The sequence below is a fragment of the Paenibacillus antibioticophila genome, assembly GCF_000455265.1.
Classification (GTDB): domain Bacteria; phylum Bacillota; class Bacilli; order Paenibacillales; family Paenibacillaceae; genus Fontibacillus; species Fontibacillus antibioticophila.
This window is the reverse complement of record NZ_HG005139.1, coordinates 916,500-939,929: the sequence shown is the minus strand read 5'-3', so window position 1 is coordinate 939,929 and position 23,430 is coordinate 916,500. Positions and strand designations below refer to the sequence as shown.

General features: G+C 50.2%; 21 protein-coding genes. 5 read left to right on the top strand and 16 right to left on the bottom strand.

Annotation, left to right across the window (positions count from 1 at the left end; translation table 11 throughout):
• Positions 1 to 60 precede the first annotated feature (60 nt).
• Together TX85_RS04145 and TX85_RS04140 are read right to left on the bottom strand one after the other, a co-directional pair.
• Complete coding sequence (locus TX85_RS04145) at positions 61 to 1,608, bottom strand: extracellular solute-binding protein (protein ID WP_044477853.1); 1,548 nt, start codon at positions 1,606 to 1,608, stop codon at positions 61 to 63.
• A 209-nt stretch (positions 1,609 to 1,817) separates the two neighbouring features.
• On the bottom strand, positions 1,818 to 3,329 hold the full coding sequence (locus tag TX85_RS04140; protein WP_044477851.1) for an extracellular solute-binding protein: 1,512 nt from the start codon (positions 3,327 to 3,329) through the stop codon (positions 1,818 to 1,820).
• A 178-nt stretch (positions 3,330 to 3,507) separates the two neighbouring features.
• Between TX85_RS04140 and TX85_RS04135 the strand changes: the two genes are divergently transcribed.
• Complete coding sequence (locus tag TX85_RS04135; protein ID WP_049894783.1) at positions 3,508 to 5,856, top strand: AraC family transcriptional regulator; 2,349 nt, start codon at positions 3,508 to 3,510, stop codon at positions 5,854 to 5,856.
• A 139-nt stretch (positions 5,857 to 5,995) separates the two neighbouring features.
• Positions 5,996 to 6,487, top strand: a complete 492-nt coding sequence (locus TX85_RS04130) for a hypothetical protein (RefSeq protein ID WP_044477849.1) — start codon at positions 5,996 to 5,998, stop codon at positions 6,485 to 6,487.
• 183 nt (positions 6,488 to 6,670) lie between these two features.
• Here TX85_RS04130 and mnhG read toward each other — a convergent pair whose 3' ends face one another.
• The 7 genes from mnhG to TX85_RS04095 are packed head-to-tail and all read right to left on the bottom strand — an operon-like array spanning position 6,671 to position 13,158.
• Positions 6,671 to 7,039: a monovalent cation/H(+) antiporter subunit G gene (gene mnhG, locus TX85_RS04125; RefSeq protein ID WP_044477848.1), complete on the bottom strand. Its 369-nt coding sequence runs from the start codon at positions 7,037 to 7,039 to the stop codon at positions 6,671 to 6,673.
• A complete protein-coding gene (locus tag TX85_RS04120; RefSeq protein WP_044477847.1) occupies positions 7,014 to 7,307 on the bottom strand; it encodes a Na(+)/H(+) antiporter subunit F1 in 294 nt (97 codons plus the stop codon). The genes mnhG and TX85_RS04120 overlap by 26 nt, the downstream gene beginning before the upstream one ends.
• On the bottom strand, positions 7,307 to 7,783 hold the full coding sequence (locus TX85_RS04115) for a Na+/H+ antiporter subunit E (RefSeq protein WP_044477846.1): 477 nt from the start codon (positions 7,781 to 7,783) through the stop codon (positions 7,307 to 7,309). The genes TX85_RS04120 and TX85_RS04115 overlap by 1 nt, the downstream gene beginning before the upstream one ends.
• Before the next feature lie 5 nt (positions 7,784 to 7,788).
• Positions 7,789 to 9,270, bottom strand: a complete 1,482-nt coding sequence (locus TX85_RS04110; RefSeq protein WP_044477845.1) for a Na+/H+ antiporter subunit D — start codon at positions 9,268 to 9,270, stop codon at positions 7,789 to 7,791.
• The gene (locus TX85_RS04105; RefSeq protein WP_044477844.1) at positions 9,263 to 9,607 is read right to left on the bottom strand and encodes a Na(+)/H(+) antiporter subunit C; all 345 of its coding nucleotides are present in this window, start codon (positions 9,605 to 9,607) and stop codon (positions 9,263 to 9,265) included. Before TX85_RS04105 ends, TX85_RS04110 begins: the two co-directional genes overlap by 8 nt.
• Complete coding sequence (locus TX85_RS04100; protein WP_044477843.1) at positions 9,598 to 12,471, bottom strand: Na+/H+ antiporter subunit A; 2,874 nt, start codon at positions 12,469 to 12,471, stop codon at positions 9,598 to 9,600. Before TX85_RS04100 ends, TX85_RS04105 begins: the two co-directional genes overlap by 10 nt.
• Positions 12,472 to 12,510: 39 nt before the next feature.
• Positions 12,511 to 13,158, bottom strand: coding sequence for a universal stress protein (locus tag TX85_RS04095; RefSeq protein ID WP_044477842.1), 648 nt, complete (start codon positions 13,156 to 13,158; stop codon positions 12,511 to 12,513).
• A 189-nt stretch (positions 13,159 to 13,347) separates the two neighbouring features.
• Between TX85_RS04095 and TX85_RS04090 the strand changes: the two genes are divergently transcribed.
• On the top strand, positions 13,348 to 13,563 hold the full coding sequence (locus tag TX85_RS04090; protein WP_044477840.1) for a hypothetical protein: 216 nt from the start codon (positions 13,348 to 13,350) through the stop codon (positions 13,561 to 13,563).
• 2 nt (positions 13,564 to 13,565) lie between these two features.
• Here the strand turns inward: TX85_RS04090 and TX85_RS04085 are convergent, their stop codons facing one another.
• The 3 genes from TX85_RS04085 to TX85_RS04075 form a co-directional block, all read right to left on the bottom strand.
• Complete coding sequence (locus tag TX85_RS04085; RefSeq protein ID WP_044477839.1) at positions 13,566 to 13,802, bottom strand: hypothetical protein; 237 nt, start codon at positions 13,800 to 13,802, stop codon at positions 13,566 to 13,568.
• Positions 13,803 to 13,962: 160 nt separating this feature from the next.
• Positions 13,963 to 14,295: a hypothetical protein gene (locus TX85_RS04080; protein ID WP_044477838.1), complete on the bottom strand. Its 333-nt coding sequence runs from the start codon at positions 14,293 to 14,295 to the stop codon at positions 13,963 to 13,965.
• Between the two features lie 100 nt (positions 14,296 to 14,395).
• Entirely contained in the window at positions 14,396 to 14,968 is a 573-nt protein-coding gene (locus TX85_RS04075) for a xanthine phosphoribosyltransferase (RefSeq protein ID WP_044477837.1), read from the bottom strand.
• 102 nt (positions 14,969 to 15,070) lie between these two features.
• On the opposite strand from TX85_RS04075, the gene TX85_RS04070 reads away from it, so the two are divergent.
• Positions 15,071 to 16,102, top strand: a complete 1,032-nt coding sequence (locus TX85_RS04070) for a YkvI family membrane protein (RefSeq protein ID WP_044477836.1) — start codon at positions 15,071 to 15,073, stop codon at positions 16,100 to 16,102.
• A gap of 5 nt (positions 16,103 to 16,107) precedes the next feature.
• On the opposite strand, the gene TX85_RS04065 is transcribed toward TX85_RS04070, so the two are convergent.
• Genes TX85_RS04065 through TX85_RS04050 form a run of 4 tightly spaced genes read right to left on the bottom strand, consistent with a single transcriptional unit; the run spans position 16,108 to position 21,807 of the window.
• On the bottom strand, positions 16,108 to 17,265 hold the full coding sequence (locus TX85_RS04065) for an ATP-binding protein (RefSeq protein WP_044477835.1): 1,158 nt from the start codon (positions 17,263 to 17,265) through the stop codon (positions 16,108 to 16,110).
• Positions 17,266 to 17,316: 51 nt separating this feature from the next.
• Positions 17,317 to 19,356, bottom strand: coding sequence for an AAA family ATPase (locus TX85_RS04060; protein WP_044477834.1), 2,040 nt, complete (start codon positions 19,354 to 19,356; stop codon positions 17,317 to 17,319).
• Positions 19,353 to 20,678 carry a metallophosphoesterase family protein gene (locus TX85_RS04055; RefSeq protein ID WP_233500601.1) on the bottom strand — a complete coding sequence of 442 codons (1,326 nt, stop codon included), beginning with the start codon at positions 20,676 to 20,678 and terminating at the stop codon, positions 19,353 to 19,355. The genes TX85_RS04060 and TX85_RS04055 overlap by 4 nt, the downstream gene beginning before the upstream one ends.
• A gap of 4 nt (positions 20,679 to 20,682) precedes the next feature.
• Positions 20,683 to 21,807 carry a glycosyltransferase family 4 protein gene (locus TX85_RS04050; RefSeq protein WP_044477833.1) on the bottom strand — a complete coding sequence of 375 codons (1,125 nt, stop codon included), beginning with the start codon at positions 21,805 to 21,807 and terminating at the stop codon, positions 20,683 to 20,685.
• Positions 21,808 to 22,451: 644 nt separating this feature from the next.
• On the opposite strand from TX85_RS04050, the gene TX85_RS04045 reads away from it, so the two are divergent.
• A partial coding sequence (locus TX85_RS04045; protein ID WP_233500600.1) for an RsmB/NOP family class I SAM-dependent RNA methyltransferase occupies positions 22,452 to 23,430 on the top strand: 979 nt, incomplete at its 3' end.

Here is a 23,430-nt window from a genome sequence, read left to right as displayed (position 1 = left end):
GATGAACCGAAAAGGCCATGGCAGTTCCACAGCCTTTCCGGGTGACTGCAAAGTCACACTTTATTTCGCGGCGGCATTAAACTCCTCAATGATCTTATCGCCTCCCCGACTCTTCCAGTCGGATACTGCTTTCTCAAAGCCGGCTTTATCGATCTGTCCATACATATATTGATACGTCGCATCCGTAATAATCTGTTGAAGCTCGACACCCTTTTCCATATAGGTGACTGAATCCAGTGCGGCAGTTGGGTCAGCTACCCCAACCTTTACGTTCTCCAGAAGCAGCTCTTCCGCATGAATCCGGCCCGGAAGCTCATTGTAGCTCTCGTACATTCCGTTCGTTTCGGCTTCCCCGATAACGCTGTCCTTGTAGCCTTTTACCTCGCGCTCAATCAGTTCCTTCTCTGACGAAGGCTTGGCTTTGCCGTCAACGACGGTATAGTGGACACCCTCGATACCCCAGTACATTACATTGGCAACCTCCGGCGTCATCATCTTGTCAAAGAAAGCGAGAATCTTTCTAAGCTCGGCCTCATCCTTTACAGCCGATTTCGGGAACAGAACAATGTTGTTATATCCCGGAATCATCCATTGTGCGAAATTACCGTCAGGACCGGCAACCATGCTGTGCGTATCAAGCACCGCTTCCGGAACGTTCTTGATCAGGTCCTTATGCAGTGAATCGATATCCTGCATCGAGCCGCCGATGTACATCCCTGCCTTGCCGCTGGTGAACATTTTGACGGCATCCGTTTTACTTGTCGCAGCAAAGTCCTGGTTCATATAGCCGCTCTCACGTACTTTTTTGAAGAAATCCATCGTGTCATAGTAGCCTTCAAACGTAAACTCCGGCTCCAGCTTGCCGTCCTTGGTTCCCCAATAGTTTGGTGTTCCGAACCAGGCGGATACGGTCTTGAAGGCACCATAGACCAGCTCGTTCCGGTCAACAATTCCGATTGTATCCTTCTGACCATTGCCATCCGGATCCTGCTCGGTAAAGGCTTTGGCCATTTCAAATAATTCATCCACATTCGCCGGTGCGCTAAGACCTAATTTGTCCGCCCAGTCCTTGCGGTAGATCATGCCTTGACGAGCCAGCGGTCTGCCGATGTACAGCGAGTACAGCTTGCCGTCCACCTTGGTGTTATTCAGAATTTCCGGCTTCAGCTTGTTCAGATTCGGGAACTCGCTAAGCAGAGGGCCGATCTCCCAGAACTGACCATCTTTAATCGCTTCCTTCATCTGAACGAAGGTAGTGGAGTTCTTCAAATACGTAACCTGTGGCAAGGATCCCGTTGCAAAAGAGGTGTTCAGCTTCTCTTCATACGTATCCGCCGGGAAAAATTGATAGGTCAGCTTCGTGTTGGTCAACTTCTCGACTTCTTTTTTGATCGTGTCCGGCGGTGTCTCTGACGTATTCAGCGGAAGCATAATCGTAATTTCCGTCGGTTCCTCCGGAGCGGTCGAGACCTCCTCATTGGAGTTTGACGGAGCAGGTGTCGGATCCGCTGTTGCCTCCTTGCTCTTCTCGCCTCCCCCGCATGCGGACAATACCAGGCTGAATGCGAGCAATACGGTCAGTAACATACTGAATGACTTTTTCTTCATTCCAATTTGACCTCCATTGACATAAATTGATTACGCTTTCACAATACATGCCCGTTAGCATTCCGGATACAATCATTTGTTCAGATTGGCCGCTTGGGGCAAGGCTTCTGGAGAAATGATTATGGTGATTATCTGGGAGGGAGTAAAGTACAAAAAAAAGCCTTGCGCCAACTCGAAATATAGTTGGGGCAAGGCTTTGGAATCGATATTTATTTCTTCAAGGCAAGCGAAGCATCGTACTCCTGTATAATTTGATCTCCGCCATTTTGGCGCCACCGCTCAATCTCCCGGGCGAAGCCTTCGGCGTCGATGCTCCCAAGGATATAGTTGTAAGTAGCGTCGGCGATCAGCGCGGACAGCTCTGCATTCTTCTCGTCAAAGGTAGGCGAGCTGAGCGAAACGGTCGGATCGTTCACCAGGAAGGACTCGTTATCCTCACTTAACTGGTCGGCCAGATTGGTCAAGTGCTCCTTCTGTCCCACCTTCATAATATTGGCGTTGCCGATATCTGCGATCATTAGAGAATAGAGCGGATTAACCTCATACACGCGCAATTGGGAGGTTGATTCAGGTAAAATCACCTCTCCGTTAACTATACTGTAATGTCGACCTTCCACTCCATACATCATCAGATTGGCTACATCCTTATCCATGGTCCGGTCAAAAAATTGCAGGATATCCTGTAGCTCCTGCTCTGTCGGGATCGCCTTCTTCGAGAATAAGAATAAACCATTATAATTCGGAATCGACCATACCTTGTGGCCGTCCGGACCTTCAATCCGGTTCACCAGCGTGAATTCAGCCTCCGGATTAAGCCCCCTGGCTTCGATCGCCAGACGCTGCACATCCGTCATACTGCCTATGAGCACCCCGGCCTCTCCCCGGATGAACCGATCGCGCTGAATCTCCTTGCTCGTCAGGGCAAAATCCCGATTTAAAATCCCTTCATTATACAGCTTCTTCATGAAGTTCATCGTATCCATGTACTCTGTCGTCATAAACTCCGGAATCAAGTGACCATTCTCGACCTTCCAATTATTCGGTGTACCGAAGTACGAGCTTAGCGTTTTGAATACCCCATACACGAGATCATTTCGATCGACCAAGCCGATGGTATCCTGCTTCCCGTTACCATCGGGATCGTTATATGTAAACTGCCGCATCACCTCATATAAATCATCCAGCGACTGCGGCTTAAGCAATTGAAGCCGGTCAAGCCAATCCTGACGTATTATGACCCCTTGCCTTGAGGATGGCCGTTCCGTATATAGACCGTAAATCTTCTCATCTACTGACGCCTGCTCCAGAATTGCGGGATCCAGTTTTTTTAAGTTATTATAATCCTGAAGATACGGGCCAATCTCCCAGAAGGAATCGGAGCGAATCGCATTTTTCACTAAATTGTAATCGGTAAACTTCACGAAGGTTACTTTGGCTAACGAATGTGTAATCAGGCCTGTATTCATCTTATCGGTATAAACGCCCTCAGGAATCCAGTTCACATCGAGCTGAGTGCCGGTCAGTTGCTCGATCTCCTCCATAAGCTCGGATGCAGGCGGCTGCGGGAAATGGAGCGGAGCAAGAATCGATATATATAAGCTGCTGTCTCTCTTCGCTGCCGGGTCCGAACTGCCACCGCAAGCAGCTGTCACCAAGAATGGCACAATCAGCATGAGACGAAAAAGGCGGGATGCTTTCGTCCTGATGGATTTTCCATACATTTAAAATGTCCTCCTTCCTCATGTATTCATCATACATGCTGGAGCCGCAATAATTAACCATTTTGACGCAACTCTCGATGAAATGATTATCATTCAGGAAAATGATTATTGTTATTATCTGCCATATTAAATACACTAATAGTACGTGATGACTATCTATGATAAGGTGCTGAGTTAGGTGAGACCATTAAGCTTCCTAAGCAAATTGATGATCTTTACATTCGCAATCAGTACGCTTCCTGTACTATTTATCGGATCTTTTTCTTATTTAACCTCAACCAAAGAAATTCAAAAAAATGTAAACCAGAGCAAGATGGAGCTTATCTCGCAAATTAATTCCAATGTGGAGCGAAAGCTGACCACCGTCAATCAAACCTTGAATCAGGTTGTGAACTCCAGCGTCCTGAAGCGGGCTCTTGACAGCCCTTTAATTGAAAGCGATTTCAAGTTATATAACGATCTTAGAAATGAAATCCGCAATATGCAGTCCTTTGATACCAAGCTTGAGGATGTCGTCCTCCTTAATACCCAGCAAAACTGGATGATCAAAAACTCCGGTCTATACCGGCTGGATTCCTACAAGGATCAAGATCAGTTGATATCTTTGCTGGAGAATTCCGATAGCAACTCATGGGTCCTGACTCCTTCATCCTGGTATTACAGCGAAGAAAGTGTCGGTGCATCCAAATGCAGCTACAGCATCAGCCTGATTAAGAAGCTTCCGACGAATACATTGCATAAATACGGACTTGCGCTCGCCAACATTCCCGCATGTACTTTGCAGGGCGACGTATATTCCGATTCGCAGCCCCTAGACGATATTATTATCCTTGATGAGCATAGCCGGATTTTATTGCATCCAGACGCTTCGCTCGTCGGCATGCCGCTTGAAGACAGCGGATTTATAGACGGTTCCAAGCTGTCCCTCCAAGCAGGCAACTCCGGGCAGTTTACCACAACCATCAACAAGAAGGAATATTCCGTCAGCTTCTTGCGCTCCCAACTGAACGGCTGGGTTTATTTATCTGTAACCTCCATCGCCAGCCTGACCAAGGAGTCCAATAAGATCGGGCTGTTCACCTTCTACATTTGTGCGATCATGCTGCTGATATCCGTTCTTCTCGCCTGGATCGGTTCCCGGCGGATGTATACTCCCATTGAAAGATTATTGAACCAGCTGGGACAGCGGAAGCCAGGTCTCAGAGCCCGGCATGCCAATGAATTTCAGGTGATCGGCGAGCAGCTGCACCATCTTTTCCAGTCCAAATCACAATTGGAGCGGGAGATTAACCAGCATATCCGCCAGGTGCGGACCTTTTCGCTAAGCCAGGCTTATCAAGGCAACTACAAGAAGAGTGAGCTTCATACGAAGCTGGAGCAATTTGGCTATGGCAGACAGCTTCAGGACTGGAAGACGATGGCGGTCATCACCCTGTCTATCGATTCATATGAAAATTCGGCCTACGAGAAAGAGGATCTGAACCTGCTGCTGTTTGCTACGCACAATATGATCGAGGAGCTGGTCAGTCCGGACAATCGGTTTACCCCGGTCATTATGGACCCGTTCATCGTTACCTTAATTGGAAATACAGAAGAGGATGAGCTTGCCTTCCATCGCTGGCTGTATGCATTGACCGAGCAGCTTCAGCAGGAAATCAACCGTTGTCTCAAGCTGCAGGTGAGCATCGGTCTCAGCCTTCCGTTCCATTGCTTCCACAAAATACCGATCGCCTACAAGGAAGGAATTGAAGCTTTGAAATACCGAATCAAGCTGGGCACCGGGGTGATTATTCAATTTGAGAATCTTAACTCCGGCATGCATTATCTGAAATTGAACTATCCGAACCACAAGGAAAACGATCTGATGGACGCGATCAAATTGGCTGAAACCGACAAGGCCAAAGAGCTTGTCCGGAGCCTGTTCGCAAGTATATTTTCGCAAGAATTATCACCGCAGGAATACCAGATTCCGCTGACTCGCCTGCTTAACAATTTGCTAATCATGATGCAGGAATCAGGCATCGGGTTGAATCAAATCTATCATGCCAATGGATCCTTATTCGAGGAATTGCTGGAGCTGCCTACTGTGGCAGAAATAGAGGACTGGTTCTGGAGCGTAATTATTAATCCATTGATCAAAATTTTTAACAGCCGGCAAAATGCCCAATATCAGAATATTTCCGAGAAAATCATCGACCTGGTTCAGCATTATTACGATACAGACCTTACGCTGGAGGAATGCGCTTCAAGGCTTCATTATAACGCGAACTATATCAGCAGTATTTTCCGTAAAGAGACTCAATCCTATTTCAGTGAATATCTAACGATGTACCGGTTCAAAATGGCTAAAAAATGGCTGGAGGAGACCGATATGCCGGTCAAGGATATCGCTGCAAGATTACGCTATAATAACTCCCAGAACTTCATCCGTTCGTTCCGCAAGCAGGAAGGAATGACCCCCGGACAGTACCGCGAGCTGCGCGGAGGTTCAAAGCATGCCGATTTGCTCGATGAAATTGCCGAATAATCGCGTCTTATAACGGACCAAAGGTGCCCCAAAGTCATCGTCGATGATTGGGGCACCTTTTTGAGGTGACGCCGTGCGTTGCGAAACAAGTGTCGATAAGCACTAAAATTATTGGCTGGCGGCTCATGCGGCGAAATAAATGCTGAAAGGCATTAAAATTGCTGGCGTGGGTGCTTCTGCGCCGATTTTAATGCATAAAGGCATTATAATTCCTCGCGTAGGTGCTACTGCGCCGATTTTAATGCAGAAAGGCATTATAATTCCTCGCGTAGGTGCTACTGCGCCGATTTTAATGCAGAAAGGCATTATAATTCCTCGCGTAGGTGCTACTGCGCCGATTTTAATGCATAAAGGCATTATAATTCCTCGCGTGCGTGCTACTGCGCCGATTTTAATGCATAAAGGCATTATAATTCCTCGCGTAAGTGCTACTGCGCCGATTTTAATGCAGAATATCACTAAAAAGCTTCGAGGCTTGCCAAAGGTAAGTTCGGAGGTCGGTTGGATTTCCCTCGCTCCCCATTTGACCAAGAAAGCCGCAGTTGGACGCAAGAAACCAAGGAATCAAAAGCGAGAGAAGACCGCTTTACTCCTTGATTTCTATACGAATATCACTCTATTTTCTATATGAATATCACTCTATTTTCTATACGAATATCACTCTACTTTCTATACGAATATCACTCTATTTTTTATATAATTATCACTCAATTTTGTTATTAAGGCTGTACAGAAGTTTACTTTACTTTGGGACACCCTTGATAGCGCGCGGTGGGGCGGTACGGGTGTCGCCAGGTATTAGCTGGTTTCTCTTCTACTCCTTGGAAATTTCTTTATTCAAGTCACGGCGCAGGTCATCCTGTACGCTCTTTTCCCACAAGGGGACACCGGATCGATATGCTGCTCTGCCGTTCAAATGGCCTGCCACTGGTGAGGTTATGAACACGAACACGATGCCAAGAAGCAATTTTACGCTAAGGATATCAAGGAACAGCATTAAGTACAGAAATGCTCCCGACAGGATGCATAAAACCCCTAGCGTCGCTCCTTTCGTAGCTGCGTGGGACCGCAAATAAATATCCGGAAGACGAACCAGACCAATCGCGCTCAAGAAGCTCAAGACGGCTCCCAGAAGGACAAGAAGCGCTATTACCCATTCACTGATTCCGCTGATCACTGCCATGTTCCAGAACCTCTCCCCTCTCAATGTACCGGGCAAGCGCCGTAGTTCCAATAAAGGTCAATATCCCGATCAATAGAATAATTTCAATGAAGCTTTCGGTTCGGAGCAGCAGCGACAGTACGGCAATCATCGCCAGCACATTGATTCCGATCGTATCCAGCGCAAGCACCCGATCACTCCGGGAGGGTCCCTTCACCAACCGGTACATGCAGACGCCAATGGCCAAAGACAACAAGGTGAGCGCGGCTACAAATATATTGTCTGTCATCAACGGGTCACCTCCTTAATGGCCTTCTCAAATGAATTGCGAATCTGTTCCGCATGCAAGGATACATCTTCGATATTCATCGCATGAATGTACAGCGTATCCCCATCTTCGGATACTTCCAATGTTAATGTTCCCGGTGTCAGACAAATCAGGCACGATAATAACGTAACCTCCCAATCCGACTTCAATTCAGTGTGATAGGCGAAGATTCCGGGCTGAATAGCCAGTCTTGGTGTCAGAATATACCTGATGACCGCAAAGCTCGAAACGATCAATTCTTTAATAAAAATCCCGATCAACCTCAAAACAGCCCATACTCGACTAAGGTAGAGCGGCGCAGACCAGAAAGGACGGAGCAACATTACAAATGCAGCCCCAATCAAATATCCGATTATAAATCCGGAACCGGACCAGTTCCCCGTAAAGGCCATCCATAAAAATGCAAGCGACAGGTTGCTTAGTATTTGTGCCTTCATAACATCTACTCCTTCATAACCGCTTCAATATATAGCTCCGGATTAGCAAGAACCTCTCCCGCTTGGGATACGAAGGAATAGACATACTCCGAGCAGATCCCCGCCAGGATGACGATCAGCAGCAGCCCTGCCGCCCCTGCCATCCCCGCTCTCGGCAATGCGCCGGACTTCTGGATTTGCTTCTCCTGGGGATCGCCCCAGAAGCCGATTCTAAATATCTTGATCAACGAATATAACACGAGCAGGCTTGAGCCCACTCCGATCAGCGATAAACCGATCATGCCTTCTTCCAGGCCCCCGCGGATGAGCAATAGTTTACCCGGAAACCCGCTAAGCGGAGGAATTCCGACAAGAGCCAGGGCAAGAATAAAGAACATCCAGCCCAGGAGAGGATACCGCTGAATCAGACCACCCATGTCTTTAAGCCGATCCGTACCTGATGCGCTAATGATAAGACCGCCGAGGATAAACAGCAGGCCTTTTGCAACCATGTCATGCAGCAGATAAAAAACGGCCCCGTTGATCGCGTCACCGGTCGCCGCAACCAAGCCGAACGTCACGAATCCTACGCTCACAATAACGTTATAGTTAAGAATACGCGGAATATCTTTGTAAGCAACCGCTCCAAGTCCGCCCAGAATCATTGTAGCGGCAGCCATAAACATCAGCCATGGCCGCGTTGTGTCCGGGTCGTGATAGAAAATTAACGTAAATATCCGAATGATCGAATAGACTCCGACTTTAGTCAGCAGGGCTCCGAACAGAGCTCTTACGGCAGAAGGTGGAGCACTATAAGAGCCGGGCAGCCAGAAGAACAAGAATAGACCGGCTTTGAGTCCAAATACAATCAGAAATAGGATTGCTATTACATTAAGCACGCCGTCCTGGCCCAATTCCGCAACACGCATCGACAGATGAGCCATATTCAATGTTCCCACGGAAGCGTACAAATAAGCTACAGCGGCGACAAATAACGTGGAAGAAACGATATTTATCAAAAGATATTTCACGGTTTCCCGAAGTTGGAGCTTGGTTCCTCCAAGCGACAGCAGAGCATAGGAAGACATTAGCATAACCTCGAAGAACACGAACAAATTAAAAATATCCCCCGTTAAAAAAGAACCGTTCACACCAACAAGCAAAAATAGAAAAAAGGAATAGTAATGGTATCTTTCCCGTTCCCCGCCGATGCTTCCAAAGGAATAAATCAAAACGGCGAGACCTACTACAGAAGCAGCCAGCACCAGCAAGGCCGAGAACATATCCCCTACGAACACGATTCCATAGGGCGCCTGCCATCCCCCCAGATTAAGAGTAAGAATCCCTTCGGAATGAATGCGTCCGGTTAGCACCAGCGCGGTTATTACGCTGAGCAGAGAGCTGATCAGGCTCAGGATGCGCTGAAGCTTGATTTTTTCCTTAAAGAAGAACAGAATCACCGCTGTCACTAACGGAAGCAACACAGGAAATACAAGCAAATTATTCATTGGCCGCTTCGCCTCCTTCCCGGTCATCCGTTACTTCCGTGCCTGTCGTTTGATTCGTACGGTAGGCTAATACAAAGAAGAATGCCGTAATCCCGAAACTGATTACAATTGAGGTTAAAATAAGGGCCTGCGGCAAAGGATCCACATAGGATCCGGAATTATCTCCCAATATCGGCGAAGCCCCCCGCTTCAAGCCGGCCATGGTCATGACCAGCAAGTGCACTCCATGCGTAAGCAGCGAGGTCCCCAGAATGATCTTCAACAAGCTTTTTGACAAAATCAAATATACGCCGACAGAAAACAGGATTCCGACCGCCACACAGAGTATCAGTTCCATTCCCGGTCTCCTCCGATCGTCAGAATCATATTCATGGTTACTCCCGTTACAGCAGGAAAAACGCCAAGATCAAATAGAACTGCCGTTGCCAGCTCAGTGTCGCCCAGAATCGGCAAATAGAAATGACCGAAAGTATGGCTGAGGAAAGGGGCCCCGAAGATAAATGAACCTGCGGCTGTGGCAATTGCAATTAAAAGCCCCGTCGCTGTAACCATGCGGAAATTTACCGCTAACACTCTGGACAACAGGTCCGTTCCGAATGAAACCGCAAGCAGAATCAGCGCGGCTGACGCCATAAGCGCACCGACGAAGCCTCCCCCTGGGCTGTTGTGGCCAGCTAAGAACAGATGGAATGAAAAAATCGTAATGATTGCAGCAGCAATCTTTGTAATTGTTTTCAAAATAACGTCATTGCTTTTCGGATAGGGTATTAATCTTGCAGCACCGGTCATATCATTCACTCGGGCAGAGGCCGGACCCGGTTCCATTCTCAGCTTAACCATGCTGAAAATCGCAAACGTGGCGATTCCGAGGACCATAATTTCAAACAAGGTATCGAAGCCGCGGAAATCAACCAAAATTACGTTGACGATATTTTTGCCGCCTGCTGCATTATAGGACTCTTTTACAAAATACTCCGAAATCGGTTCGAACGGGCTGCTGCCTATCGCCGCCAAAGCCACAAACATCATGACTAGACCGACTCCGACCGAGATCACAATATTTTTGACCTTGGAGCTGACCGCGGCCGTCCCCTTCTTTAAGCGTGGGAAGAAGCGGAAACAGATCAGGAACAGCACCACCGACACTGTCTCCACAATCATTTGGGTCAGGGCAAGATCCGGTGCACGGAAGATAACGAACAACAACGTGACCATATAACCGACCGCACCGGTGAACAAAATGGCTACCACGCGTGAATTTGCAAAGGGTACGAAGAGCGCGGCAGTAAGCATTACTACAATAATAATGATTTCGTAGAAGGATACAGGAGCGTACTCGACCATGCCCAAATGGATCCCGTCGGCACGGATAAGCGTACTTCCAAGTGCTATGATCAAGAACGTAAAAATGTATAACAGGTAATGTCGCTTGGAGCCGGTCATATACGTATTCGTAATCCGGTTCGAGCCTTGCTCCAGAATACGAAGCAATAGATCGTAAAGTCTGTCCAGCGAAAATCCACCGTCTCGTTCACGCTCCATGATGCGTAAGCGCCCATATGCCATATACAACAGGATACCGACCGCGATTACTCCGATCGTCATGAACACTTCAGGTGTCCAACCATGCCAGAAGTGAATCGAAACCGCGAATTGTTCTCCGGCCGCAAGCAAATTTCGATGAACGGAAGCCATAGCCGGCTCGATGAGCGTTGAAGACAAAATATTCGGAAAGAAGCCGAAAACCAAGGTCAGCGAGGCCAAAATAACCGGAGACAGCAACAGTCCCAGGGATGCTTCGTGAGGACGGGCACCCAGCTTGTCCTCTGAAAAGGGACCTGCAAATGTCTTAAATACCAAAACCATGCTGTAGACAAAAGTGAATATACTTGCAATCCATGCTATGACCGCAAACAGGACCAGCCAGGTCTCGGAATGAGCCGCATCAAATTGTTGAATATTCAGAACCGCGGTAAAGAACATCTCCTTGCTCAAAAATCCATTAAACGGCGGGATTCCGGCCATCGAAAATGTTCCGGCCAGAGCAGCCGTAAAGGTGATCGGCATCATGGACATCAGACCGCCAAGCTTGCGCAGGTCCCGGGTATTTGTCTCATGGTCGATGATCCCCACAACCATGAAGAGAGTGCCCTTGAAAATTGCGTGATTGATAATATGAAAAATGGCAGCCGTTGTTGCAGCGGCAAAGAACATACCCTCGACAGGCCCCGGATAGAAAGCGGCAGCAGATCCTAAGCCCAGAAGACACATAATGAGTCCCAGTTGGCTAATGGTAGAATAAGCCAGCATCGCCTTTAGATCGGTCTGACGGACCGCTTTAAGCGAGCCATATAACAGTGATATGAGCCCGGTAACAGATACGATCCAGAACCACAATTCCTGACCCGAAAAAATCGGGCTCATTCGTGCCACCAAATATAACCCTGCTTTTACCATTGTCGCCGAATGCAAATAGGCGCTGACCGGAGTCGGTGCTTCCATTGCATCCGGAAGCCAGATGTGGAAAGGAAACTGGGCAGATTTGGTGAACGCGCCCAGGAGAATGAGCACCATAGCCGGTATGAATAGCTTGCCGGTTGCCAACACATCCAGTTCATTGATCGTCTCGCGAATGCTGAATGTACCGGTCATTGTATAGAGCATTAAGAATCCGACAAACATCGCAAGACCGCCGAATACCGTAATCAGCATAGACTTTAAGGCACCGTAACGCGATCTTTCCCTGCGGTGCCAGAAGGCGATTAAGAGAAATGAGGTTATGCTGGTCAATTCCCAGAAGCCATACAGTACCATCATGTTATCGGACAAAACCACACCCAGCATGGCTCCCATAAACAACAGCAGGTACACGTAGAATTGCCGCAAAGCTTCCATCCGCTTGTTCAAATAGAAGATGGAATACAGAACTACAAGGGCGCCGATTCCGCTAATCAGGAGGGCAAACAGCATGCTCAAGCCGTCCAGATACAAGGCAAAATCGATTCCTAAGGAAGGAGCCCAGGCTGCCTCAGCCCTATGGAGATGACCTGCCCGGATATCCGGAATGAGGCTCAATAAATACAAGAATATTGCCGTGGGGAGCGGGATCACCGCCCAACCGGGGTGAAGCGAATGCCAACGTTTTGTTAATGGAACGATGGCAGCAAATAGGAATGGTAGTAAAACAACCGCATACAGCACCAGTACAGCCTCCCTCTTACCTTCTCTATAATAATGGGTTTATGGACGACGTTCCGTCCATTCCCCATGGACGATTTTCAAATATTGCGGTTCTCCGTTCAATTGGGTCTTGAACAGACCGTTATTGAAATCGGTATGCAGCTCTTTGAAAAAGGTGCCTCGCATGAATTCAGTCTCAACAGCTTCTCCACTGTAATTCAATTCATACTTTTCTCCGTTCTTCACCAATATAGCCTGAACCCCTTCTTCATGGGTTTCTTCCAGCAAGGCCTCGTAACGCTGGACCGCAACGATGTGGAGATCAATCAGACCGAGCCTTTCCACCAGTTCATTGACAAAGTTGCCTTTCGTAAAGCTCTGCCAGAAGGTCTGTCCGGATTGTCCGATAATGATCTGGGTGACCCCTTTCTCCCTGGCCGTCTCGATGATGACATCGGCCGCTTTTCTCCCTCGGGATTTCCGCACCAGAAACTCCCCGCCAGAATCCCGGCACATTTTCTCCCAGGCCTTAAGATATTGCTCTTTGTCCTCGTTGTACTCGTTCTCTTTGGACGAATCCACGGTAAGGACGGTAAACGGAGCACGAAGAAGCTTGGCCAGCTGACTTCCGCGCTGGATCAACCGCTGACCATGAGGACCATAGTATACACATACCATTACACTTTCCCGATGTTCTGCTGTAGTCATTTCATTGCCTCCTAATTAAAAATAGCTAAAAAAACACAAAAAGAGCCCGTTAGTGACAGGCTCCTCCGACTTCCATTCATATCAAATTAAACCGATTATAGCTTCTGGAGAAAAAAAAGTAAAGGTTCCAACAAAACGTATGGATCCTTGGGCTAATGGAAATTCTCCTTGTATGGAGGTATATTGCTTATGCTGACAAAACAGAAAATAAAAATTTGCTCAGGCATTTTTGCCATGATCTTTATCGCCGGGTGGAGAATGCATCTGAGCTTCCCCGAGAATCCTGTTAATTCAGCTCCGCGCACAGAATTCGGACAAATCGGTGCATTCTCAACAGAACTGGCAAACGAAGTGATTTTCTCACCCCGAGAATATTTGAGAATTGTGCGCTATCAAACAGATTGATTTTATTCCTGCCCCGGTGTGCCTTCCTCCCAAGAGGATACCCGAGGTTCGCGTGAAGGGCGATAGCTGTAATTCCGGTCGAGCTTAACGACATTCCGATTCGGTCTGCGAATGAGCACATGCGTGTCATCCCAAGCCACCACGATGCCGCGCACGTCATTTTCAGGCATGGCATCGCGAACCACTCGAACCTTCTCCCCGGATATTCTGAATTCATTCAGCTGCTCATCTGAAATCATGCCTTAATCCTCCTTTCGAGTGAATCCGTATTATTTCCCATATCTTCAAAAAAACTCCCGCAGCAACCTTAAGCTGCGGGAGTCTTATGTCTGCACAACTTCATCCTGCTTCGCCTTAAGCGCAAGCCTCTAAGCTCAAGCAATACAACAACCTTACCTGTTAACGCTGAGCATGCTCCTTGCTGTCGTTCTTCTCGAACCAGAAATCAAGCACCTTCGCGGACATAACCCGTTGCTGGATATATCCAACCTGTTGAGGACTGAATTCCTGCCGCCAAGCTATATTCAACTCTTCACACAGCCCGGCAATCGTAAGCAGTTCTGACCAGGCCACATAGCGCTTATACCAGAAGAACTGAGGGTGCTCAAGCATATAGGGATAAAGGTCATCAAATTCTGTATGCTTGCAATCCAGTGCACGCTCGAAGGTAACCTTTGCATCAGCCAATTTAGAAATGAAAAAGTCCGAATTCACTACCGATTCGTTCCCCATTTTGTAAGCCTCCTCTCCTAGTCATCCCCATTATATCGAAAATAACCTTACCTGCAAAGAAGCGGATGCAAAAATAGGGCAGGAAGATTGAAGAAATAGATTAATCCGCGAAGACGATCTTCCCGCCCTCAAGCGAGGCGATTTTAGCTAAAGACTCCAGACGGATGCCGCTCTCTCGAAGCGCATTAGCCCCTGGCTGGAAGCACTTTTCGACAACGATGCCCGCTCCGATCAAGGTCGCTCCCGAGCGTTCGACAATTCTGATCAATCCCCGGGCCGCATCTCCATTGGCAATGATGTCATCAATAAATAAAATTCGGTCATTCTCCTTCAAAAATTCCTTGGAGATCAGAAGATCGGTAACCATTCCCTTCGTAAAGGAAGGCACCCGTTCGCACAGCACCTCCGACTCCGCCGGAAGCGACTTCTTCCGTCTGGCAAATACCAGCGGAACACCAAGCTCATATGCGGTTGCAAAAGCGATGGAAATCCCCGAGGATTCCACGGTAACAACCCGGGTCACGTGCTCGCTCCTGAACAGGTCAGCGAATTGACGCCCCATTTCCATCATCAACTGCGGGTCCACCTGATGGTTAAGCAGGGCATCGAGCTTCAGCACCTGATCCGATACAACAACCCCTTGCTCTATAATCGCTTGTTTTAATTTATCCATGCCATTTCCTCCCGAGCTTCCTTGTTTACGACTTTGAGTCATGTCCCATTGCCGGACAACATACCTTGTACTATATATAGCACATCATCCGGGGGGAGTACCATGAAAAATGCCATCAAAGTGTTGCAGATTGCGTTCACTTATATCGGAACCGTCGTCGGTGCAGGCTTTGCTACCGGTCAGGAAATATTACAGTTCTTTACCCGATATGGAAAATGGGGCACACTGACCATCCTGCTCTCTACCGTCATGTTTATTTGGCTGGGAACGAAGATGATGCTGCTCGCGAATAAAATCCAGGCCACATCTTATGAAGACCTGAACCGCAAATTATTTGGCGAAAAAATCGGACAGGTTCTCAGTCTGTTCACCCTGGTCGTCCTGATCGGCGTCAACAGCGTCATGCTGGCCGGAGCCGGCTCGGTGTTCGAGGAGCATCTTGGTCTTCCTTTTCAAGTTGGCCTGTGGATCACGCTCGTTGCCACCTTTTTTCTATTAGGCAGAGGAATCGGTGGGGTCATGAAGCTGAATACGGTTGTGGTGCCGATGATGATCACCCTATCTCTCGCTGTTATTTTCAATACGGCCGGTTCTCCCGGAGCCTCCCGTTTCTTGACGATCACTACTGATGCTAGCCCGCTAGCCGTGTTGGCATCACCGCTGATGTACTCCGCCTTCAATTTGTCCATGGCACAGGCGGTTCTTGTACCAATAGGCAGTCACACCGGAAATCGCAAGACGATCATTTGGGGAGGGATCACGGGTGGCATCGGGGTAGGCTTCATGCTCATGGCAGGGCATTTCGCTCTCTCCTCCAGCATGCCCGGCATCACCCAGTTCGAGATTCCGATGGGCAACATCGCCCGACAGCTTGGCACCACAATACAGCTCATTTACATCTTGCTGATCTTCATGGAGATCTTCAGCACCTTCGTGGCCGATGTATACGGCGTAACCTTGCAATTGAAGCAGTATCTTAAGGTTCCCTCCGCATTACTGTCAATCAGTATTCTAACCATCTGTTATGTGACCAGCCAGTTCGGCTTCAGTGCGCTGCTATCGGTTTTATACCCGCTCTTCGGACTGTTCAGCCTCCTGTGGGCAGTCATGCTCGCCCGTTACAAAGAGACTTAGCTGCTTTAATGAATTTCGATAACATCAACGGACGAAAAATGCTCCCTGATCTCCTGCAGAACATGATCATGGCAGGTCATAAAAATAATCTGCTGCTTTCCGGATAGGTGTCTAAGCACCTTAAGCGCCCCTTGCAGCCTTCCTCTATCGAAATTCACGAACAGGTCATCCAGCAGTAATGGAAGGCTCCGGGACCCGGACACCGCATCCGACAATGCTAGCCGCATGGCAAGATAGGTCTGTTCGGCGGTCCCCCGGCTTAGATAAGAGCTTCCGATCGGTCCGTAGTCCCGATGCTCCACCATAAGCTCCTGGGTTCCCATCTTCACCAGGATTCTTGAGTACAGCCCCCCTGTCATTTCCTTCAAATAGGCTGATGCCGTCTTAAGTACTTGAGGCTGCCGCTCCTGTTCATAGATTTTGCGTACCCGTCCGATCAGCTCATGACACAGCGCCAATGCAGCATATCGGTCTACCGCGTCATGAAGCGCCGCTTCCTGCTCAGCCAATTGCTGCTGCCAATTGTCCCGAAGCCCCTGGGCCTCCAGACTTTCGCGCTCCTGAAGCAAGCGTCCTTTCCGCTCAACCAGACCCTGTCTCGCTGTCTCTGCCTGCTTAAGCCTGTCACGCGCCTCCGCAAGCAGAACGGATAATTCCGGTTCTTCCCGGCTCTTAAGGAGCTGTCTTACCTGCTCACCGTGCTCTGAACCCATTGTCAAATGGAGCTCCAGCTCAACCTGTCTTAGCTCGTCCTTAAGTCGTCCGCGAAGGGCTTCTTCCTCTGCTATGCGCAGGAGCTGCTCTCCATCCTCCGCACCGCTTTCATCCAGCAAATACCTCTCTGCCTGTTCCAGAAGTCCGAGCCGATCCAGCGCTTTCTCCAGCTCCTCCTCAAGGCGAGCCTTCTTCTCGGCAAGTCTGTTCGCAGCTTCCCGCAGCTTTTGCTGCTGCTCCAGCTCAGCCAAGGCGCGGTGCAATTTACCTGGCAAGGCATGGTGCTCTATAGCCGCCGCTACTTCGCCCTCAGCTGATCCTCCCATCCCGTCCAAGGCCCGGCAGTCCGACTCAAAGCTCGCGATTTCACGCTTAACGCCCTCAAGCTTCATGGTTACGGCTTCGAGCTGCTCCAGCCATTCCCTTCCTTGCTCGGCAAGACGAAACACTTCCAGCGCCGCCTCCGGCGATAGCTCCGGAGCCAGCTCACGCTCTATCAGTCAGTGCTCCCAGACTTGGGATTGAGCTGCAAAAACCTCTTCCCTCCGAGTTAGCTCACGCTCCAGTCCGGCTAATGCTTCATCCAGGGCGTGCTTTTTCCGGCGTTGCTCAGCTGCTTGCTCTTCCAGAGTCTCCTGCCTTTGGCTCCAGAGCATCCATTTCTCCATCAACCGGCGGAGCACCCGCTCTTCTTCATCTGACAGCATATAGCCGTCCGGCCCTCCCTCAGCCTTGAATGGGACCGAGTAACCCGACAAGCGGGAGGCTGCTCCCAACTCTCCAATAGGCAGGTGAACCAGCTTGGGCAGCAACTGGCTCAGCTTTAATCCGGCAGGTGTAGCAGATAAGCTCCTTCTGCTTTCCTGCGCTTTTCGTGGAATATCCTTCGATTGCGGTCTATTGTTGAACACCTTGCTAACCAGGTATAAATCAATCCCGAGCAAGACAATAGCACTGACAAGACTCCCCCATAGCGAGTCCGCAATGAGCCACAACAGAAGCGGGATTACAACCGTCAACAGGACAGCCCCTGCCAGCCAGCCGGATAATTTCTTGGCCGGACGAGCTGATCTAGTGACCTCTGTCGACGCAAGTCCTTCTTCCCGAAGCAGAGCTTGTTCTCCGCGCGCCTGATCGATGAGTCCGGATATCTCATGCCACAAGGCTTGAGTCTCGCTCCGATCCTTGGAGCGCAGCAGGGTATAATCCCGATTCCCTTCCTCTCTGCTTGCCGCCAGTCTGTCCATTATGCGATCAAGCTCGGTGCCTGCCGCAGTCGCCTCCCGCTCCAGCTTCAGGCGCTCTTGATAAAGGGCCTCCATCTCTCTTTCATAGGCGCTAAACTCCGTATTCGTTCTTCTTACCGTCTCACGCTCACCGATTGTACCTGTAAATTTCCGCAGCAGGTCACGCGTCCAATCCGGGTGGATGCTCTCCAGACAGCGCTCCAGCTTTTGTTCAAGCCTGGACGCCTCGCTAGCCAGCTCAACGGCCTCTTGCCTACGGCTCTCATATGCAGGAAGACGCCGCTCCAGCTGAAGAATGGCTTGCTCCTGATCAAGAAGAGTGAAATCGGCGGATGCCGTCCGGATTTCCAATTCCAGAGCAGCGATTTTCCGCTTCAGCTCATTCAGCTCCGGAAGTTCTCTTGCCTTATCCTCCTGCAGCCGATCCCAGCGTTCCTTCGCCTGTACCGGGAATGCCGGCCGTTCCGGTAAATCCGCTAACTCTCTAAGGATCGCTTCCCGTCTATACCAAGCAGGACGACATGCGATCGCCTTGCTAAGCGAAGCCTCCTCTTCTACGCACTGCTCATATTCAGCAGCAGTGCCGTAAAGGAGGTCTTCAAGCTCCTTCAGCTCCAGAGTCACAGACTCATAGCGAGGCAAGAGCGATTTGGCTGCTCCCGCCTGGAGCTCGATACGCTCAAGCTCCTGGGTCAATCCATAAATCTCTTGGCTTCTGCCCCTGGGACGGTACAGCTTGTCCAGCTCTTGAAGGATTTTCTTCTCTCCCTGCAGCACTGCCGTCCCTCCGCCGATACCGGCGTGAAACAGGTAGCTGCTTAAATCATCCGAAGCAAGCGCCGATACTTCCTGAAGCTCGGATAAGGTAACCGCAAACAGCTGATTGAACATCTCCTTCGACATCCCGCCCAGCAGCTCTCTGCGCAGATCTCCGTCCGCTAGCTCCGCTATTCCGCCTTCGGGATCACTTCGGCTAATCCTTAGCCTGTCGCCCGCTCTGCCGGACAAGGTTGTTCCTTCTGGCGGCTTCGCATAGCGCTCGATGAACCAGCTCCGGCCTTCCGGATCACGAATCGTGATAGTTCCTCCGTGAGTGCCTCCGCCTGTCGGTTCATACCGCTGAGCTCCATAGCTTCGGGAAGGGATTCCGAACAGCATCGCCCGCACAAAGCCGAGCAAGGTGCTCTTGCCCGCTCCATTCGGTCCAAAAAGGACCGTCACATCCTCCTTAAGCTCCAGTTGGAGCCCTTGAAGCTGACCGAAGCCTTGGACATTCAACCGCTCGATTCTCATCGTCCGCCCTCCCCTGCCGCTCCCTCTTCACGCAGAAGAGAGGCCGCAGTCTCGCGCGCGAAATGCAGCCATTCCAGGCGTTCCTGCGCATTCTTGGACTTCAGCAATTGACGCAGCCGGCGATCCGATTTCATCGGCTCCAGCGCTGCCTCCAGCAGTTCATCCAGAAGCTGCGGCTCCCGCTCAGCCTGCTCCGCCATGCGGAACAACTCGCCAAGGAAGCTGTCTTCTCCCAGCAGCTGCTCCCGATCCACGGCAGCCTGTGTATGCAGCCGGATACCGGCGGGCCACACAATTCCCCTTGGTAGCAACCCTGTGCTCCCGGCGCCCACCCGTATCTCCTCCTGCCTTTGCAGCTCGGCCAGTAGTTCTCTTGCTTCACGCCCACTGCTAATCAGCGTATGCAGGGGACCGCTCCCGGTATACTTGAAGCGGGCAATAGCCGGTTTGCCTTTCAAGTCCTGCCTTATGGCTTCAAGCCGTTCCTCGGTCCGAAGCTTCCATTCTTCTTCTGTATTCAGGCCTTCAATGGAAAGTTCAATCTCACACCATCTTACTTGGTCAAGCTCATGGAAATGCAGCACGGACCTCCCTGCTTCATCGACCTCGACCAGATAACAGCCCTTTGCCCCGGTCTCTTTCATGCTGCGTCCTTGCGGATTTCCCGGATAGACGACCCATGGCGCTTCACTGAGCACCTGCCGTTTATGGATATGCCCCAAAGCCCAATAGTCATATCCGGATTCGCGCAGCTCGGAAAGGGAGCAAGGGGCATAAGCATCATGCCCCTCTTGTCCGTCTACGTTCGCATGGAGGAGGGCAATGTGATATAAAGACGAATCCTCGCTTCGGATAAAATAACGTGACAAATTCTCTGTCACCGAGGAAGACGCATAGGATATTCCGCTGACAACAGCTACCGGTTGTCCGTTCAAACGGCTGACCGCGGTATAGCTCTCCAGCGAGGAGCCGTAGATTCTGACATTCGAAGGCACGGCAAGTCGTACCCGGCTGCCAAGCGGGTCGTGATTGCCGTGAATGACATAGACCGGTATTCCGTGCCGATCAAGCCTCTCCCACGCCTCCTTCAGACGAAGCTGCGCGCGTAGTGAAGAATCAGCGGCATCATAGACGTCGCCGCTAATGACGATAAAGTCAACCTGCTCGGAAACAGCAAGATCCACCAGCCCGCTCAAGGCGGCGAAGGTGGAATCCTGAAGATAACTGCGCAGCTGGTCAGGTATCCCGGTCATGCCTGTAAACGGGGTATCCAGATGCAGATCCGCGGCATGTATAAAACGAAACGGATGCAAAGCGATCACCCTTTCAGCCTTTATATTGCAAGTAAATTTTCTTCAATTCATGAACGACCCGATTCAACGAATAATGGTTCTTGGCATGATCCGATCCGTTCCGCGCCAATTCATACCGGTAAGCCGGATCAACGATCACCTTCTCCAGTGCGTCGGCAAGCTGATCCGCATCATCGGGAGGTACCAGCAACCCGGTCGTCCCGTTCGCAATTTGCTCCGAGATGCCTCCAATATCAGAGCCGACCAATGCCAACGAGCACAAGGCCGCCTCAGCGAAGACGGAGCCGAATGCCTCGGCGCGGGATGGCAGTACAAAAACATCAAAGAACGGCATGAATTCCTCCGGATGAAGGGTGTAGCCATAGAAAATCGTCTCACTGTACACGCCGAGCTGTTGAGCCCGCTGCTCCAATTCCTCGCGTATCGGCCCGTCCCCGATAATATGGAGCACATAAGCAAGCCCCCGCTCCTTTAGCCTAGCACATGCCTCCAGCAAGGTATCAATTCCTTTGGCCGGTACAAGACGGCATACCGTGACAAGCTGGGCGACCTCATTTTCATGGGGAATCGGCTTAAAGCGTTTCTCATCAAAACCGTTCGGAATGACATCGATTTGATCATAATTTAATACATAAGGCCTCAGGTACTCTTTAAAGGAGTGAGATACAGTAAGCACCCGATCCGTGCGATGCTCCAGCTCCTTATAAATTGAGGTCAAAAATTGATGCTCCGGTCCGTTCTCCTGAATCTTTCCGTTCAGAATGAGCTCCCGCTCATAGCTGGAGTGAATGCTCTGAATTACCGGAGTATCCGGAAATACTTCCTTCATGGCAAGCCCGGCAATGGGATGATGTGCATGAATGAGATCAAACGTCGTTTTTAGGCGGAGCCGGGTCCACCAGAGATAATCGCGATAGGTCTGGACGTACTTTTGCACCACCGGACTGGCTTCATATTGATGCCAATCAAAGGTCTGAAATTCAACCGCATCGCTTCCCTTGCTGCGAATTCGCTTGGGGATCGAGAACAGCTCCATCTCCCAATGCGGCGGATTGAAGCGCTCCTGTAAATAGGGAACCATTGATGATACGCCCCCGGGCTGCTCCGGCGGGAAAAACAAAGCCTGCAACAGTTTCATAAGGGTTCTCCTTTGCTCTGTCCTGCTAACCTGCGGATGAACCGCTCTCCTCTTCATTATGCCATAGGCCAAGCGGAACATCCATTCCCCTTTTGAGATTAAAATAGGATATGTTAAACTTCCTAAGTACTGTTACCCGCCTGGACTTCTAGAGGGAATGCAAGGCTTGACGTCGATTGATCCTCTTAATTCACCTCATACCCGAGTGTTACGGACATTATGTCTTCTTAGAACTGATTATTGATGATGATGGAAATGTAACGGACATTTTGAACGCTTAGCTAGTAGATTTGAAGGAAAAAGGGTTGATTGAGCCTTCTAAGCGGCGAAAATGTCCGTTAGCGATCAAAGTAGTCTGAAGCGGCTTGCTAACAGTCCAAAATGTCCGTTAGAGCACCGTTAGAGCACCGATTGGTATGTTTGAGTTTGGATTCCATCTGATGCTTGAAACGAAGCAGATTTGCAAGAGGGAGGCCCTTCGACGCGCGGAGGTGTGAATCAGGCGTTTCGTGATCCAAAGGGGATTTTTTGAACAACCTCTTATTCTTATAGTGGTTTAACAACACTTTACACCGCTGCCCCAAATGTAGAATCAACAGTTCAACTGATTTATAGATAGAACGTTTGTAAAGGAGCAAGATGCGATGACCAAACCTTCCTTGTCGGAAGACTTCCGCAATCAGATGACCCATATGCTGGGAGAGGACGAAGGAGCAGATTTCCTGCGCAGCTATGATGCGCCGCGCGCCTTCGGTCTTCGCCTTAATCAACTGAAGCTGACCTCCGGATCTGCCGCAGAGCAACTTCTCTCCGCACAGTTTGGACTTCGGCCGGTACCCTGGTGTCCTACCGGGTATTACTATGAAGAGAACTCCCGCCCGGGCAAGCACCCCTATCATGCGGCCGGATTATATTATATTCAGGAGCCCTCGGCCATGTCTGCAGCCGAGCTGCTTATGCCGCAGCCCGGTGAAACCGTGCTGGACCTCGCGGCTGCGCCGGGGGGCAAGACGACTCAAATCGCGGCCTACATGCAGGGAGAGGGAGTGCTGATCAGCAATGAGCCCCATCCGCAGCGCGCCAGGATACTTGCCGAAAATGTGGAACGAATGGGCATCACGAATGCGGTAGTGACTCAGGCTGCTCCCCCTGAACTGGCATCCCGGTTCCCTGCGGCCTTTGACCGGATCATGCTGGATGCCCCTTGCTCCGGTGAGGGCATGTTCCGCAAGGATCCGGAAGCGACGGCAGAATGGTCGCCAAAGTCCGTCGAGCTGTGTGCGGCAAGGCAATGGGAAATTCTGCAGGATGCGCTTGTCATGCTCAAGCCGGGAGGCAAGCTTGCCTATTCGACCTGCACCTTCAATCGGCAGGAGAATGAGGAAATGATGCAGCGCCTGCTGGCAGCTCATCCCCGTCTGAAGCTGATTGCCGAGAAGCGCATCTGGCCGCATCTCCAGGAGGGCGAAGGGCATTATGCGGCGCTGCTGGAGCTTGCCGATGTTGACGACGAGAACGCGGAGGATAACAACGCTGGCGGTGAGGCGAAGCGTCCGCATAAGGGGCGCGAAGCCCGCCGGGACGTAATAACTTCGTATAGCATACATTATACGAAGTTATACG

Excerpts from the sequence above, each read along its gene's own strand:
- TX85_RS04145 (WP_044477853.1), bottom strand. The coding sequence starts at position 1,608 with ATGAAGAAAAAGTCATTCAGTATGTTACTGACCGTATTGCTCGCATTC.
- TX85_RS04140 (WP_044477851.1), bottom strand. The coding sequence starts at position 3,329 with ATGTATGGAAAATCCATCAGGACGAAAGCATCCCGCCTTTTTCGTCTC.
- TX85_RS04130 (WP_044477849.1), top strand. The coding sequence starts at position 5,996 with ATGCTGAAAGGCATTAAAATTGCTGGCGTGGGTGCTTCTGCGCCGATT.
- mnhG (WP_044477848.1), bottom strand. The coding sequence starts at position 7,039 with ATGGCAGTGATCAGCGGAATCAGTGAATGGGTAATAGCGCTTCTTGTC.
- TX85_RS04120 (WP_044477847.1), bottom strand. The coding sequence starts at position 7,307 with ATGACAGACAATATATTTGTAGCCGCGCTCACCTTGTTGTCTTTGGCC.
- TX85_RS04115 (WP_044477846.1), bottom strand. The coding sequence starts at position 7,783 with ATGAAGGCACAAATACTAAGCAACCTGTCGCTTGCATTTTTATGGATG.
- TX85_RS04110 (WP_044477845.1), bottom strand. The coding sequence starts at position 9,270 with ATGAATAATTTGCTTGTATTTCCTGTGTTGCTTCCGTTAGTGACAGCG.
- TX85_RS04105 (WP_044477844.1), bottom strand. The coding sequence starts at position 9,607 with ATGGAACTGATACTCTGTGTGGCGGTCGGAATCCTGTTTTCTGTCGGC.
- TX85_RS04095 (WP_044477842.1), bottom strand. The coding sequence starts at position 13,158 with ATGACTACAGCAGAACATCGGGAAAGTGTAATGGTATGTGTATACTAT.
- TX85_RS04090 (WP_044477840.1), top strand. The coding sequence starts at position 13,348 with ATGCTGACAAAACAGAAAATAAAAATTTGCTCAGGCATTTTTGCCATG.
- TX85_RS04085 (WP_044477839.1), bottom strand. The coding sequence starts at position 13,802 with ATGATTTCAGATGAGCAGCTGAATGAATTCAGAATATCCGGGGAGAAG.
- TX85_RS04080 (WP_044477838.1), bottom strand. The coding sequence starts at position 14,295 with ATGGGGAACGAATCGGTAGTGAATTCGGACTTTTTCATTTCTAAATTG.
- TX85_RS04075 (WP_044477837.1), bottom strand. The coding sequence starts at position 14,968 with ATGGATAAATTAAAACAAGCGATTATAGAGCAAGGGGTTGTTGTATCG.
- TX85_RS04070 (WP_044477836.1), top strand. The coding sequence starts at position 15,071 with ATGAAAAATGCCATCAAAGTGTTGCAGATTGCGTTCACTTATATCGGA.
- TX85_RS04060 (WP_044477834.1), bottom strand. The coding sequence starts at position 19,356 with ATGAGAATCGAGCGGTTGAATGTCCAAGGCTTCGGTCAGCTTCAAGGG.
- TX85_RS04050 (WP_044477833.1), bottom strand. The coding sequence starts at position 21,807 with ATGAAACTGTTGCAGGCTTTGTTTTTCCCGCCGGAGCAGCCCGGGGGC.